The sequence below is a fragment of the Kineococcus gypseus genome (assembly GCF_050871305.1).
GTDB lineage: Bacteria > Actinomycetota > Actinomycetes > Actinomycetales > Kineococcaceae > Kineococcus > Kineococcus gypseus.
Genome location: NZ_JBJLRD010000027.1, coordinates 46,821 through 60,707, shown reverse-complemented (window position 1 = coordinate 60,707; position 13,887 = coordinate 46,821). Strand labels below are relative to the sequence as shown.

The window sequence follows — 13,887 nt, the reverse complement described above, 5'->3', positions numbered from 1 at the left end:
CTGGTGCCTTCGGTCCGAGCGGGTTGGTCGGGGCGACCCCACACCCCCCCCCCCCCCCCCCCCCCCCCCCCCCCCCCCCCCCCCCCCCCCCCCCCCCCCCCCCCCCCCCCCGGGGCGCTCACACCTGCGGGCCGGCCGCCCGCGCGGCGCGCACCGCCCCGAGCGAGTCGCGCAGCTGCTGCACCCAGTCGCCCTGGTGCTGGGCCACCAGGCGCACCGACCACGCCAGCGCCTCCGAGCGCGAGCGCGCCACGCCCGCCTCGACGAGGGTGTCCAGCAGGCGGCGCTCGGGCTGGCGCAGGCGCGTCATCACCGGCACGGCCAGGTTGGTGAACACGGTGCGCACCGGCCCGCAGCGCACCCCCCAGGCCACCTTGCGCCCGAAGCGCGCCTCGGCCTCGTCGGCGATGCGCATGCGCGCCGCGCGCGTCTCCTCCCGGAAGCGCTCGGCGCGCCCCGCCGCGGCCTGCTCGAGCACCGCCGCCTCGACGTCGGGGGCGGGCACGGTGCCCACCACGACGATCTCCTCCCGGTCCACCGTGACCTCCGGGGACCCCTCGAACCAGTCGCCGGGCAACCGGCCGGCGAACCATGCTGCGATGTCATCCATTACACGATTACGCGCTTGCAGGACCCGGGTGTCAAGGGCGTACCGCGAGGTGGTGGGGGTGGCCCCGGGGCAGGAGGGGGGCGCGCACCCTGGGACGCGGCGCCCGCGGCGGGCAGCCTGGACGGCGACGGAGCACACCCCCACCCGGACCCCCAAGAGGACACAGTGAGCGACCTGCGCACCCCCGACCGAACCGACCGAACCGACCGACCCGCCCGTGCCGCGGGGCTCGTGCCGACCACCGCGCGCCGGCGCGCCGCCGCGTGGGCGCTGCTGGTCCTGGCGCTGAGCGCGAACGCGCTCGCTTCCGCCGGGGTGCTGCCCCTGGCCGCCGGCCTGGCCGGTGGGGTGGTGGCGCTGGCGTGCGCGACGGCGCTGGTGCTGGGCCGCGCCCGCCGGCGCGGCGCTCAGGACGCGCCGGTGCGCCGCTCGCGGCTGTAGTCGGCCCACGCGCGCGTGCACGCCGGGCAGCGGCAGCCGAGGTTGCGGTAGCCGTTGGCGCTGCCATGACGGGCGTCGGCCGGGTCGGCGCGGAACGCCTCGGCGGAGCTGCCGGCCGGGCGGCGCGCGCTCAGCCGCACGCCGGCCGCGGCGCGCCAGGCGCGCACGGTGGGGTGGCTGACCCCCAGCGCGCGCGCCGCCTCCTGCTGGCTCAGGTGCGCGGTGCCCTCCAGCGCCTCGCGCCAGCCGGCGTAGCCGGCGCGGCGGGCGACCTCCTCGCGGTCGTGGCGCGGCATCAGGGCAGCCGCGCGCTCGACTGCGCGCCCAGCAGCACGCCCAGCAGCGCGGCGACGGTGCTGCGCACCAGGTCCGGCGCACCGGGGTCGCTGCCCGCGCCGGCGAGCGCCGCGTCGGCCCAGGCGTCCACGGCGGCGAGCGCGCCGGGGGCGTCGAGGTCGTCGGCCAGCCGCTCGCGCACGGCGGCCAGCACGGGCGCGGCGTCGGGGCCGGCGGGCAGGGCGACGGCGGAGGACCAGCGCGCCAGGCGCTCGCGGGCCCGCTGCAGCACCGCGCCGGTCCACTCCCAGTCCGCGCGCCAGTGGTGCGCGAGCAGGGCCAGGCGCACCGCGGCGGGCTCCTCCCCGGCCGCGCGCAGCCGCGAGACCAGCTCCAGGTTGCCGCGGGACTTGCTCATCTTCTCGCCGTCGAGGGCGACCATGCCCGAGTGCGCGTACAGGCGCGCGAAGGGCTGCGCGTGCGGGCGCAGCACGTGCGCGTGCGAGGCGCCCATCTCGTGGTGCGGGAAGAGCAGGTCGCTGCCGCCGGCCTGCACGTCCACCGGGGTGCCCAGGTGCGCCAGGGCGATCGCGGTGCACTCCACGTGCCAGCCGGGGCGGCCGCGGCCCAGCTCGCCGGCGTCCCAGCCCGGCTCGCCCTCGCGCTGCACCCGCCACAGCAGCGGGTCCAGCGCGTCGCGCTTGCCGGGGCGCCCGGGGTCGCCGCCACGCTCGGCCGACAGCGCCAGCATGGCCGGGCGCGGCAGGTGGGAGACCTTCCCGAAGGCGGGGTCGGCGGCCACGGGGAAGTACACGTCGCCGTCGGGGCCGCCGCCGGTGCCGGGCACGCGGTAGGCGGCGCCGGCGTCCAGCAGCTCGCGCACGGCCGCGGCCACGAGGTCCACGGCCTCGACCACGCCCAGGTAGTGCTGCGGGGGGATCACCGACAGGGCCGCCATGTCCTCGCGGAAGAGCTGCACCTGCGAGGCGGCCAGCTCGGCCCAGTCCACGCCGGTGGCCGCGGCGCGCTCGAGCAGCGGGTCGTCGACGTCGGTGACGTTCTGCACGTACGTCACCTCCAGGCCCGCGTCGCGCCAGGCGCGCTGGAGCAGGTCGAAGGCGACGTAGGTGTTCGCGTGGCCGATGTGCGTGGCGTCGTAGGGGGTGATGCCGCACACGTACAGCGAGGCGGCGCCGCGCTCGGGACCGGCTGGCTGCAGCCGCCCGGTGGAGGAGTCGTGCAGGTGCACCCGCCCACCGCGCCCCGGCAGCGCCGCGGTGCCCTCCGCGGCACCGGGCAGGGTCGTGGGGTCGGGGGCGGGCCAGGAACGCACGGTGCGAACCTACCGGCGCGCCCGCGCCCGCCCGGCCCCAGGGGGCTCGGTGCTCAGGACGCGGTGCTCAGAACGGCGGCCAGGGGATGGTGCGCTGCCCGCGCTGGCGCGGCAGGCGGTCGGCGGACAGCAGCCGCTCCACGCGCTCGAGGGTGGCCACGACCTCCTCCACGCTGAGCAGGTCCGTCAGCACCTCGCCCAGGCGGGCGTCCAGCTGCGCGCGCAGGTGCACCAGCACCTCGCGCTCGTGCTCGAGCAGCGGGGCGCCGCCCCAGCCCCACAGCACCGTGCGCAGCTTCGGCTCGCAGTGGAAGGTCAGGCCGTGGTCGACGCCGTGCACGGCGCCGTACCAGCCGGGCAGCACGTGCCCGCCCTTGCGGTCGGCGTTGTTCAGCACCGCGTCGAGCACCGCGATGCGCCGCAGGCGCGGGTCGTCGGCGTGGGCCAGCACCACCGGGCGACCGGAGTAGTCCTCCGCGCGCAGCACCGGCAGCCAGCCCGGCGCCACCCGCCGCGCCCCGGTGATCTCGATGAGCCCGGCGCCCGGCTGCGGCAGCACCACCACGTCCGCGTCGTCCGCGCCGAGCCCGTCGTCCTCGGAGCCGTCGACGTCCTCGCCCTCGTCCTCGTCCTCGGAGCCGTCGACGTCGCCGTCACCGTCGTCGTCCCGCCCGCCGGCACCGGCGGGCGGCGCCTGCAGCCACAGCTGCACGCTGCCCGGGCCCAGCGGGCCGTCGCGGAAGACGGTGGGGGGCACCACGTCCCAGCCGGTGGCGGCCGAGACGGCGTAGGAGGCGACCTCGCGGCGCGCCAGGGTGTCGTCGGGGAAGTCCCACAGCGGTCGCTCGCCGGCCACGGGCTTGTACACGCACGCCAGCTCCCCGCGCGCGGTGGTGGCCACGGAGTACAGGGTGGCGTTGGAGGCGTCGGCCAGCCGCCCGCGCACCTCCAGCTCGCCCGTGGCCAGCCGCTCCAGCGCCTCGGCCTCGGCGAGCCCGGCGAACTCCCCCGGCCGGGGCGGGCCGGCGGCCCCGCGCCCGGAGCGCGCCGCGCTCAGCGCCGGTAGCCGTTCGCGCGCGGGCACACGTGGCCGCCGGGGTCCAGCGGCCCGGCGCAGAACGGGCACGGCGGGCGGCCGGCGGCCACCAGCGCGGCGGCGCGCTGGGAGAAGGCGCGCGCGGCGGCGCCGTCGATCGCGACGCGCAGCAGGTTGCGGGCCGGGTCGGGCGCCTCCTCCGCCAGGGGCGAGTCGACCTCCTCGTCGTCGACCTCGAAGCACTCGATGACGACGACCTCGCGCTCGGAGTCCCACGCCAGGCTCATGGTGCCCACGCGGAACTCCTCCTCGATGGGCACGTCCAGCGGCGCGGTGTCGCTGCTGCCCGAGGGGGTCAGCGCCGGCACCGGGGCCTGCCCGGCCGAGCGGCGCACGATCTCGTCGAGCAGCTCGCTGACGCGCTCGGCCAGCGCGGCCACCTGCGCCTTCTCCAGCGCCACCGACGTCAGGCGCCCGGCCCCGCGCGCCTGCAGGAAGAAGGTGCGCGAGCCGGGCTCGCCGACGGTGCCCGCCACGAAGCGCTCCGGCGGGTCGTAGTCGAAGACCGGCATGGTGCGACCCTAGCGCCGCGCCCGGAGCGCGCCCGCCGGGCCGGCCCGCGCCGGGCGCGGCGCCCGCTCAGGTGCCGGTGGCGCCGCCGACGACGGCGTCGGAGGAGGCCAGGGGGCGCGCGCCGGCGGCGCGGCGGCGCTTGCGCCGGCGCGGGGCGAAGCCGGCCAGGTCGCCGCCGGAGTCGTTGGTGCGCAGCACGAAGGGGCGCAGCGGCGCGTAGCGCACCACCGAGACCGAGCACGGGTCGGCGCTCAGGCGCTGGAAGAGGTCCAGGTGCATGCCCAGCGCGTCGGCCAGCAGCGCCTTGATGACGTCGCCGTGGGTGACGGCCACCCACACCGCGTCCTCGCCGTGCTCGGCGGCCACCCGCGCGTCGTGCTCGCGCACCGCGGCCACCGCGCGGTGCTGCATGGCCGCCAGGCCCTCACCCCCCGGGCCGGGGAAGACGGCCGCCGACGGGTGCGCCTGCACCGTGCGCCACAGCGGCTCCTTGGCCAGCGCCTTCAGCTCCCGGCCGGTCCAGTCGCCGTAGCGCACCTCCCCCAGCCGCTCGTCCACCAGCGCCGGCGGGCGCGCGCCGTCGGGCCCGTCGAGGGCGCGCAGCGCCTCGGCGGTCTGCCGGCAGCGCTCCAGCGGGGAGGTGACCACCGCGGCCAGCGGCAGCGGCTGCAGGCGCCCGGCCAGCGCGGCGGCCTGCCGCTCGCCGTGCTCGTCCAGGCGCACCCCCTCGCTCCAGCCGGCCAGGACGCCGGCGGTGTTGGCCGTGGTGCGGCCGTGGCGGACGAGCAGCAGGGTCGGCACGGCCGCCAGCGTAGGGCGTGCTCCGGGGGGCGCCCGCGCGCCCCGCGCGGCACGATGAAGCCGTGATCACCGACGTCGCCACGTACACCGACGGCCGGCGCGAGCGGGTCGAGGACCTGCACGCCGCCCTGGCGAGCTGCCGCCGCGGCGAGCGCGGCTTCGTGTGGGTGCGCGCCAGCGACCCGGACGCCGCGGAGCTGGAGCACCTGGCCGCCGCGCTGGAGCTGCCCGCCCTGGCCGTCGAGGACGCCCTGCAGGGCCACCAGCGCCCCAAGATCGAGCGCTACGGCGACGTGACGTTCGTGGTGCTCAAGGCGCTGGCCTACTACGAGGAGCGCTCGGCGGTCGAGACCGGCGAGGTGCTGCTGTTCACCTCCGAGCACTTCGTCGTCAGCGTGCGCAACGGCGCCGTCGCCTCCCTGGACGCGGTGCGCGAGGCCGTGGACGTCGAGGAGGACCGGCTGCGGCGGGGGCCGCGGGCGGTGATGCACGCGGTGGTCGACCACGTCGTGGGCGGCTACCTGGCCATCGACGAGGAGCTCGAGCGCGACGTGGAGGAGATGGAGGAGCAGGTCTTCTCCCCCCGGCGCAGCTCCGACGCCGAGCGCATCTACTCCCTCAAGCGCGAGGTGCTGGAGGTGCGGCGCGCGGCCGCGCCGCTGGTGGCCCCGGTGCGCGCCCTGCTCGAGCAGGGCGCGCCCCCCGCCGGCGCGGTGCACGGGGCAGGGGCCGGTCACGGGGACGGGGACGGGGCCGGGGCCGGGGACGGTCACGGCGGGCACGGGGACGAGGCCGAGCAGGCGATGTTCGTGCTGCGCGACGTGCTCGACGACCTGGTGCGCACCGTCGAGCACGTCGAGGGCTACGACCGGCTGCTCACCGACATCCTCAACGCCCACCTGGCGCAGGTCTCGGTGCGCCAGAACGACGACATGCGCAAGATCTCGGCGGTGGCGGCCATGGTGGCCGCCCCCACCCTGATCGCCGGGGTGTACGGCATGAACTTCCAGCACATGCCCGAGCTGGGCTGGCGCCTGGGCTACCCGGCCAGCCTGCTGCTCATGGTGGGCATCAGCCTGGTGCTGTACCGGCGCTTCAAGCGCTCCGGCTGGCTGTGAGGACCCGCCGGCCGTGGGCGCGCCTCAGCCGAAGTCGGTGCCGTTGAACGCCGGCAGCGCCCCGGCGGCCACCAGCGCGTACACCAGCACCGCCAGCGCGATGCGGTAGCCCACGAAGACCGTGTAGCTGTGCGTGGAGATGTAGCGCATCAGCCAGGCGATGACGGCGTAGCCGACCCCGAAGGCCACCGCGGTGGCCAGCACCGTGGCCGGCCAGGACACCTGCGCGCCGGCGCTGAGCTCGTCGTAGAGCTGGAAGAGCCCCGAGCCGACCACCGCCGGGATGGCCAGCAGGAACGAGTACCGCGCCGCCGCCTCGCGGGTGTAGCCCAGCAGCAGGCCCATGGTGATGGTGCCGCCCGAGCGCGAGACGCCCGGCACCAGCGCCAGGGACTGCGCCAGCCCGAAGAGCAGCCCGTGCCCCCACGTCAGGCGGTCCAGGGTGCGCTCCTTGCGCCCGAAGCGGTCCGCGGCGCCCAGCAGCAGCGCGAAGACCCACAGCGTGGTGGCGATGACGGCGAAGCCGCGCAGCACCGTCTCGATCTGGTCCTGGAACAGCAGCCCGAGCACCACGATGGGCAGCGAGCCGACGATGACCAGCCAGCCCATGCGCACGTCCGGGTCCGAGCGCGGCACCCGCCCGGCCAGGGCCAGCACCCAGCGGCTGACGATGCGGGCGATGTCGCGGCGGAAGTACAGGACGACCGCGGCCTCGGTGCCCAGCTGGCTGATGGCCGTGAACGCCGCGCCCGGGTCGTCCGAGCCCAGCAGCGTGCCCACGATCGCCAGGTGGGCGCTGGAGGAGATGGGCAGGAACTCCGTCAGGCCCTGGATCAGGCCGAGCAGGGCGCCCTCGCCCAGGCCCATGCTCACGCGCGCGCTCCCGCGGCGCGGGCGGTGGTCGCGGTGCGCCGGCGGCGCGCGGGGGCGGGGCGGGGCGGTGTGGGCACGGCCCGGACCCTACCCAGCCCGCGCCCGCCGCCGCCGCGGGCGCGCGGCGCTCCCCGCGGCGATCACCGAACCCTCACACCCGCGGGCCGGCGGCGGCCCGTCCGCTCAGCGCCGGACGCCCCCGTCCCCGTCGAGGTCCTCGTCCGCGTCCTCGTCCTCGTCCTCGTCGTCGAGGTCCTCGTCCTCCGCGTCGTCCTCCGCGTCGTCCTCGTCGAGGTCGTCCTCGTCGTCGTCCGCGTCCTCGTCGTCGTCGGCGTCCTCGTCGTAGAGCACGAAGGGCGTGACCTCGTCGTGGGCGTCGTAGAGCGCCTCCTCGTACACCTCGAAGGCGTCGGCGACGCGCTGGTAGGCGGCGGCCACGGCGGGGTCGGTCTCGCCGCGCCGGCCGGCCGCGGCGGCGAGGTGGTCCTCGAGGGCGGCGACGAGCCGTGCCAGGGCGGCGCGCGGGTCCGTGGTCATGGTCCCGACCGTAGCGGAGAGCACGCCCGCGCGGCGGGCGGCGGACGAGGGGCGACGGACGACGGGCGGCGGGCGCCCGCGGGCGCCCGCGGGCGGGCGAGGGCGAGCGCGCGGTGGCGCGCGGGTGGATGATGGGGGGCGATGTCCGCTGACACGACGACCGCCGGGCGCCGCCCGGGCGGCGAGCAGTACGAGTACCGGGTCCTCACGCTGCCCCGGGAGACCAGCCGGGCCGAGGCGCGCCAGCTGCTGACGGAGCAGGCGGAGTACGGGCACTGGGAGCTGGCCCGGGTGCGCCTGTACCTCGGCGGCACCCGGCGCGTGTGGCTGCGCCGCAAGATCATCCGGGTGGCCCGCACCGGCTGAGGCCCCTAGCCTCGGGACGTGCCGCGCGCCCGCGCGGGCGAGGAGGTGGCGTCCGTGGGCGTGCTGCGCACCAAGAGCGTCGAGGACGCGGTCAAGGACACCGACGAGCCGGGCTCGCGCCTGCGCAAGTCGCTGGGCGCCTGGGACCTGACCGTCTTCGGCGTCGGGGTGATCATCGGTACCGGCATCTTCGTGCTCACCGGGGAGGCCGCCGGCACCCGCGCCGGGCCCGCGGTGGCGCTGTCCTTCGTGCTCTCCGGCGTGGTGTGCGCGCTGGCGGCGCTGTGCTACGCGGAGTTCGCCTCCACGGTGCCGGTGGCCGGCTCGGCGTACACGTTCTCCTACGCCAGCCTGGGCGAGCTCGTGGCCTGGGTCATCGGCTGGGACCTGCTGCTGGAGCTGGCGCTGGGCGCGGCCACGGTGGCGGTGGGCTGGTCCAGCTACGCCGCCGACCTGCTCTCGCAGACGCTGGGCCTGCAGCTGCCGGGCTGGGTGTACTCCGCCTCGCCCAGCCCCGCCGAGCCCAACCTCATCGCCGCCGCGGTGGTCCTGGTGCTGACCGCGGTGCTGTGCGTGGGCACCAAGACCTCCGCGCGCGTCAACGCGGTGCTGGTGGCCGTGAAGCTCACCGTGGTGGCCGTGGTGATCGTCGCCGGGCTGTTCTTCGTGCGGGCGTCCAACTACTCGCCGTTCGTGCCGCCCACGGGCTCGCCCGGTGCGTCGGCCACCCCGGCGGACCCCTCGCTGTGGCAGGACCTCGGCCTGCCGCTGGGCACCTTCGGGGTGGGCGGCGTCCTCACCGCGGCCGCGCTGGTCTTCTTCGCCTTCATCGGCTTCGACATCGTGGCCACCGCCGCGGAGGAGACGAAGAACCCCCAGCGCGACGTGCCGCGCGGCATCCTCGGCTCGCTGGCCATCTGCACGGCGCTGTACGTGGCGGTCTCCCTCGTCGTCACCGGCATGGTGCGCTACGACCGCATCAGCGTCGAGGCGCCCCTGGCGGCGGCCTTCCGCGACGTCGGAGCCGACGTGGTGGCCACCCTCATCAGCGTCGGCACCGTCGTGGGCCTGCTGACGGTCATGATGATCCTCATGCTCGGGCAGAACCGGGTCCTCTTCGCCATGGCCCGCGACCGCCTGATCCCCGGCTGGTTCGCGCGGGTCTCCGAGACGCGCGGGGTGCCGGTGCGCATCACCGTCATCACCGGCGCGGTCGTGGCCGTGGTGGCCGCGCTCACCCCCATCAGCGACCTCGCCGAGATGGTCAACATCGGCACCCTGTTCGCCTTCGTGCTGGTCTCCGTGGGCGTGGTGGTGCTGCGGCGCGAGCGCCCGGACCTGCCGCGCGCCTTCCGGGTGCCCCTGTCGCCGGTGCTGCCGATCCTCTCCGCGCTGGCGGCCGTGGCCCTCATGGGCTTCCTGCCCGCGCTCAGCTGGATCCGCCTGGGCATCTGGATGGCCGTGGGGGTGCTCGTGTACTTCGCGTACGGGTACCGGCGCTCGCGCCTGGGCGAGCGCGAGCGCGCCGGCACCACCACCGGGCCCGGCACCCGCGGCTGAGCCCCCCGCTCCCCCGGCTCCCCCGGCTCCCCCGGCTCCCCCGGCTCCCCCGGCTCCCCCGGCTCCCCCGGCTCCCCCGGCGCCCCGACCACCTCCGCCCTCCCGCCGGGAACAGGCGCGCCGGGCCCACCGTTGGGGCGGGTACATGCAGATGCATGGACTACACGAGGAGCGGCCGCCATGCAGTTCGGGATCTTCAGTGTCGGTGACATCACGCCCGACCCCACCACCGGCCGCGCGCCGAGCGAGCACGAGCGCATCAAGGCGCTGGTGACCGTGGCCGAGCACGCCGAGCAGGTGGGCCTGGACGTCTTCGCCGTCGGCGAGCACCACAACCCCCCGTTCGTGCCCTCCGCCATGACGACCCTGCTGGGGTGGATCGCCGCCCGCACCAGCCGGTTGACCGTCTCGACGTCCATCGCGCACATCACCACCAACGACCCGGTGCGCCTGGCGGAGGACTACGCGATGCTGCAGCACCTCAGCGGCGGGCGCGTCGACCTCGTCCTCGGCCGCGGCAACGACGCCCGGCTCTACCCCTGGTTCGGCCAGGACCCCCGCCGCGGGGTCGAGCTGACGGTGGAGAACTACCAGCTGCTGCGCCGGCTGTGGGACGAGGACGTCGTCGACTGGGAGGGGCAGTTCCGCACCCCGCTGCACGGCTTCACCTCGACCCCGCGCCCCCTGGACGGCGTGCCGCCCTTCGTCTGGCACGGCTCGATCCGCACCCCGCAGATCGCGGAGATCGCCGCCTACTTCGGCGACGGCTACTTCGCCAACAACATCTTCTGGCCCAAGGAGCACTACATCCGCCTCATCAGCCTGTACCGGGAGCGCTACGCCCACTACGGGCACGGCGCGCCCGAGCAGGCGATCGTCGGCCTCGGCGGCCAGGTGTTCATGCGCAGGAACTCCCAGGACGCGGTGCGCGAGTTCCGCCCCTACTTCGACAACGCCCCCGTCTACGGGCACGGGCCCTCGCTGGAGGACTTCACCGCCCAGACCCCGCTGACCGTGGGCACCCCCGAGCAGGTCGTGGAGAAGACCCTGACCTTCCAGGAGTTCTTCGGCGACTACCAGCGCCAGATGTTCCTCATCGACCACGCGGGGCTGCCGCTGAAGACCGTGCTGGAGCAGCTGGACCTGCTCGGCGGCGAGGTCGTCCCGCTGCTGCGCCGGGAGCTGGAGTCCCGCCGCCCCGCCCACGTGCCCAGCGACCCGCCCACCCACGCCACCCGGGTGGCCGCCCGCGCCGCGGCGGGCGCGAGCTCGGCGACGGCCGGCTCGCCCGGCGGGGCCGCGGCCGCCGGTGCCTGAGCAGCCCACCGGGCCCGCAGGGCCCACCGGCTCCCCCCAGCCCGCCGACCCCGGCGGGGCCGGGGGCTCCGGCGAGCGCGGCCCGGGGCGCACCCGGGCCGCGGTCGAGGCCTGGGAGGCGGTCCTGCACCTGCAGGCCACCCTGGTGCGCCGCTTCGCCGAGGACGACGTGTGGGACGGGCTGAGCCTGCGCGAGTACGACGTGCTGCACACCCTCGCCGCCCTGCCCGGTGCCCGCGCGCGCCTGGGCGAGCTCAGCGAGCGCGTCTACCTGCCGCAGCCCTCGCTCAGCCGGCTCGTCGACCGGCTCGAGCGCCGTGGGCTGCTCGCGCGGGAGGCCGACCCCGCCGACCGCCGCGGCGTCGTCGTCGCGCTGACCGCCGACGGCGAGCAGCGCCGGCGCCAGGTGGGCCGCCGGCACGCCGCCGCCATCGCCCGGCACCTGGAGCACGTGGACGTCGAGGACCTGCGGGAGCTGACCCGTCTGGCCGTGCGGGCCCTGCCCGAGCAGGACTGACGCCGCGACCGCACGGTGCGACGTTGCAAGCTTCTCATTGGTCGCGATAAACGGAAATTACGTGTGAAGTCGCGCCGCTTCAGCCCTGTGCGACGGCTCCGAGGGTGCCCGCCAGCGCCACCAGGGCCCCGGCCAGGCGGAGCGCGTCGGCGCGCAGCAGCCGGCGCAGCAGCTCCGGCCGCGGTCCCCGGCGGCTCAGGCGGGTGTGCGTCGGGCCCGCCACCAGGGCCGTCGCGCCGCCCGCCAGCGCGCTGCCGGCCCCGGCCGCGACGAGCCAGCCGGTGAGCGGGTGCACCGCCAGCACCCACGCCCAGGTGCCCAGCACCGACAGGTACACCACCGCCACCACCGGCGCGATGCGCCTCGAGTGGGCCGCGTGCACCTGCGCCCAGTCCCGCTCGCCGGTGGCGGCCAGCGCCGGGTAGACCACCAGCGTCACCACGGCCTGGAACCCCGCGTGCAGCGCGGCCGAGCCCAGCAGCGCCGTCAGCGCGTCCACGCCACCTCCCCCGCGCGCTCCCCGGAACCCTCCCCCGGGCGCTCGCCCGCGCCCCGCGGCCGCGCGGGGCGGCGCGGGGCCGCGCTCACGGCAGGGCGAACTGCGTGTCGTGCAGCTGCGCGTAGCGCCCGCGCAGCGCCATCAGCTCGGCGTGGGTGCCGTCCTCGACGACCCGGCCGTGCTCGAGCACCAGGATGCGGTCGGCGCCGCGGACGGTGGAGAGCCGGTGGGCGATGACGAGGGCGGTGCGCCCCTCCAGGGCCTCGTCGAGGGCGGCCTGCACCGCGGCCTCGGAGGCGGAGTCCAGCGAGGCGGTCGCCTCGTCGAGGACGACCACGCGCGGGTGCGCCAGCAGCAACCGGGCGATGGTCAGGCGCTGGCGCTCCCCGCCGGAGAAGCGGTAGCCGCGCTCGCCGACGACGGTGTCCAGGCCCTCGGGCAGGGCGGCGACCATGTCGCCGAGCCGGGCGCGCGCCAGCGCCTCCAGCAGCTCGGCGTCGCTCGCGCCGGGGCGGGCCAGCTGCAGGTTGGCGCGCAGCGACTCGTGGAAGAGGTGCCCGTCCTGGGTCACCACGCCCACCGCCTGCCGGATCGAGGCCGCGCTCAGCTCGCGCACGTCCACCCCGCCCAGGCGCACCGCGCCGCCGGAGACGTCGTACAGGCGCGCCAGCAGTTGCGCGATCGTGGACTTGCCCGCCCCGGAGGAGCCCACCAGGGCCACCACCTGGCCCGGCTCGACGCGGAAGGAGATGTCGTGCAGGACGGGCACCCCGCCGCGCGCGTCGAGCACCGCCACGTCCTCCAGGGAGGCCAGCGAGACCTCCGAGGCCGCCGGGTAGGCGAAGTCGACGTGGTCGAACTCCACCGTCAGCGGGCCCGCCGGCAGCGCGCGCGGGCGCGCCGGCTCGCGCACCAGCGGCACCAGGTCCAGCACCTCGAAGACGCGCTCGAAGCTGACCAGGGCGCTCATGACGTCCACCCGCGCGCCGGCCAGCGCCGTCAGCGGCGCGTACAGGCGGGTCAGCAGCAGCGCGAGGGTGACGATGCTGCCCGCGTCCAGGCGCCCGCCGATGGCCGCCAGCCCGCCCACGCCGTACACCAGCGCCAGCGCCAGCGCCGAGGCCAGCGTCAGGGCGGTGACGAAGACGGAGTTCAGCACGGCGCTGCGCACCCCGATGTCGCGCACCCGGCGCGCGGCCGCGGCGAAGGCGCGCGACTCCTCCTCCGGGCGGCCGAAGAGCTTCACCAGCGTCGCGCCGGGGGCGGAGAAGCGCTCCGTGGACTGGTTGGTCATCGCCGCGTTCAGCTGCGCGGCGTCGCGCGAGAGCGCCGCCAGGCGCGTGCCCATGCGCCGCGCGGGCACGAGGAAGACCGGCAGCAGCACCAGCGCCAGCAGCGTGACCAGCCACGAGGTGGAGAACATCACCGCCGCCGTCAGCACCACCGACACGACGTTGCCCACCACCCCGGACAGCGTGCCGGAGAAGGCGCGCTGCGCGCCGAGCACGTCGCTGTTCAGGCGGCTGACCAGGGCGCCGGTGCGGGTGCGGGTGAAGAACGCCACCGGCATGCGCTGCACGTGGTCGAACACCCGGGTGCGCAGGTCCAGGATGAGGTCCTCGCCCAGGGTGGCCGAGAGCCAGCGCACCCACAGCCCGATGCCCGCCTCGGCGATGGCCACCAGGGCGATGAGCAGCGCGAGGAGCACCACGAGCCGGGAGTCGCCGGCGGTGACGCCCTCGACCGCGCGGCCGGCCAGCACGGGCGAGGCCACCGCCAGCACCGAGGTGAGCACGCTGCCGGCGACGAAGACCGCCAGGCGCGCGCGCCGCTCGCGGGCCAGGGCCAGCACCCGGCGCACGGTCTCGCGCGAGAGGCGGCGCTGCTGCTGCTGCGCGCTCGTGGCCCGCCAGAGCGAGTGCCAGGCGGCCGATTCCATCGACACGCCTGCAGGCTAGGCCGCGGGTGCGACACCGGCCCACCGGGCGTGCCGGAACGGCACGCGGGCCGCGGCGCGGGGCCGCGCCGCC

16 protein-coding genes are annotated in these 13,887 nt (G+C 76.8%); 6 read left to right on the top strand and 10 right to left on the bottom strand.

Annotated features, from left to right (window positions below; genetic code table 11):
• Positions 1-118: 118 nt before the first annotated feature.
• A complete protein-coding gene (locus ACRYMN_RS12115; protein WP_432495335.1) occupies positions 119-610 on the bottom strand; it encodes a hypothetical protein in 492 nt (163 codons plus the stop codon).
• A 231-nt stretch (positions 611-841) separates the two neighbouring features.
• Between ACRYMN_RS12115 and ACRYMN_RS12110 the strand changes: the two genes are divergently transcribed.
• Positions 842-1,051, top strand: coding sequence for a hypothetical protein (locus ACRYMN_RS12110; RefSeq protein WP_432495333.1), 210 nt, complete (start codon positions 842-844; stop codon positions 1,049-1,051).
• Here the strand turns inward: ACRYMN_RS12110 and ACRYMN_RS12105 are convergent.
• The 5 genes from ACRYMN_RS12105 to ACRYMN_RS12085 all read right to left on the bottom strand — a co-directional run bounded on the left by ACRYMN_RS12105 (position 1,018) and on the right by ACRYMN_RS12085 (position 5,070).
• Positions 1,018-1,347, bottom strand: a complete 330-nt coding sequence (locus ACRYMN_RS12105) for a helix-turn-helix domain-containing protein (RefSeq protein WP_432495331.1) — start codon at positions 1,345-1,347, stop codon at positions 1,018-1,020. The two genes, ACRYMN_RS12110 and ACRYMN_RS12105, sit on opposite strands and share 34 nt — an antisense overlap.
• On the bottom strand, positions 1,347-2,660 hold the full coding sequence (gene mshC, locus ACRYMN_RS12100; RefSeq protein WP_432495329.1) for a cysteine--1-D-myo-inosityl 2-amino-2-deoxy-alpha-D-glucopyranoside ligase: 1,314 nt from the start codon (positions 2,658-2,660) through the stop codon (positions 1,347-1,349). The genes ACRYMN_RS12105 and mshC overlap by 1 nt, the downstream gene beginning before the upstream one ends.
• Positions 2,661-2,727: 67 nt before the next feature.
• Complete coding sequence (locus tag ACRYMN_RS12095) at positions 2,728-3,636, bottom strand: SCO1664 family protein (protein WP_432495347.1); 909 nt, start codon at positions 3,634-3,636, stop codon at positions 2,728-2,730.
• 77 nt (positions 3,637-3,713) lie between these two features.
• Positions 3,714-4,268 carry a DUF3090 domain-containing protein gene (locus ACRYMN_RS12090; protein WP_432495327.1) on the bottom strand — a complete coding sequence of 185 codons (555 nt, stop codon included), beginning with the start codon at positions 4,266-4,268 and terminating at the stop codon, positions 3,714-3,716.
• 67 nt (positions 4,269-4,335) lie between these two features.
• Positions 4,336-5,070: a histidine phosphatase family protein gene (locus ACRYMN_RS12085; protein ID WP_432495325.1), complete on the bottom strand. Its 735-nt coding sequence runs from the start codon at positions 5,068-5,070 to the stop codon at positions 4,336-4,338.
• A 62-nt stretch (positions 5,071-5,132) separates the two neighbouring features.
• Here ACRYMN_RS12085 and ACRYMN_RS12080 point away from each other — a divergent pair, with 62 nt between their 5' ends.
• Positions 5,133-6,188 (top strand): magnesium and cobalt transport protein CorA, encoded by a 1,056-nt coding sequence (locus ACRYMN_RS12080; RefSeq protein ID WP_432495323.1) that lies wholly within the window; start codon positions 5,133-5,135, stop codon positions 6,186-6,188.
• A gap of 24 nt (positions 6,189-6,212) precedes the next feature.
• Here the strand turns inward: ACRYMN_RS12080 and ACRYMN_RS12075 are convergent, their stop codons facing one another.
• Together ACRYMN_RS12075 and ACRYMN_RS12070 are read right to left on the bottom strand one after the other, a co-directional pair.
• Positions 6,213-7,055, bottom strand: a complete 843-nt coding sequence (locus ACRYMN_RS12075; RefSeq protein WP_432495345.1) for an undecaprenyl-diphosphate phosphatase — start codon at positions 7,053-7,055, stop codon at positions 6,213-6,215.
• 189 nt (positions 7,056-7,244) lie between these two features.
• Entirely contained in the window at positions 7,245-7,598 is a 354-nt protein-coding gene (locus tag ACRYMN_RS12070) for a primosomal protein (RefSeq protein WP_432495321.1), read from the bottom strand.
• Between the two features lie 141 nt (positions 7,599-7,739).
• Between ACRYMN_RS12070 and ACRYMN_RS12065 the strand changes: the two genes are divergently transcribed.
• The 4 genes from ACRYMN_RS12065 (at position 7,740) to ACRYMN_RS12050 (ending at position 11,358) form a co-directional block, all read left to right on the top strand.
• The gene (locus ACRYMN_RS12065; RefSeq protein ID WP_432495319.1) at positions 7,740-7,964 is read left to right on the top strand and encodes a DUF5703 family protein; all 225 of its coding nucleotides are present in this window, start codon (positions 7,740-7,742) and stop codon (positions 7,962-7,964) included.
• An 18-nt stretch (positions 7,965-7,982) separates the two neighbouring features.
• On the top strand, positions 7,983-9,524 hold the full coding sequence (locus tag ACRYMN_RS12060) for an amino acid permease (protein ID WP_432495317.1): 1,542 nt from the start codon (positions 7,983-7,985) through the stop codon (positions 9,522-9,524).
• Positions 9,525-9,704: 180 nt separating this feature from the next.
• Positions 9,705-10,841 (top strand): LLM class flavin-dependent oxidoreductase, encoded by a 1,137-nt coding sequence (locus ACRYMN_RS12055; RefSeq protein ID WP_432495315.1) that lies wholly within the window; start codon positions 9,705-9,707, stop codon positions 10,839-10,841.
• Positions 10,834-11,358, top strand: a complete 525-nt coding sequence (locus ACRYMN_RS12050) for a MarR family winged helix-turn-helix transcriptional regulator (protein WP_432495313.1) — start codon at positions 10,834-10,836, stop codon at positions 11,356-11,358. The genes ACRYMN_RS12055 and ACRYMN_RS12050 overlap by 8 nt, the downstream gene beginning before the upstream one ends.
• 79 nt (positions 11,359-11,437) lie before the next feature.
• Here the strand turns inward: ACRYMN_RS12050 and ACRYMN_RS12045 are convergent, their stop codons facing one another.
• Positions 11,438-11,857, bottom strand: coding sequence for a hypothetical protein (locus ACRYMN_RS12045; protein ID WP_432495311.1), 420 nt, complete (start codon positions 11,855-11,857; stop codon positions 11,438-11,440).
• Between the two features lie 85 nt (positions 11,858-11,942).
• Positions 11,943-13,802 (bottom strand): ABC transporter ATP-binding protein, encoded by a 1,860-nt coding sequence (locus ACRYMN_RS12040; protein WP_432495309.1) that lies wholly within the window; start codon positions 13,800-13,802, stop codon positions 11,943-11,945.
• Positions 13,803-13,887: the final 85 nt, after the last annotated feature.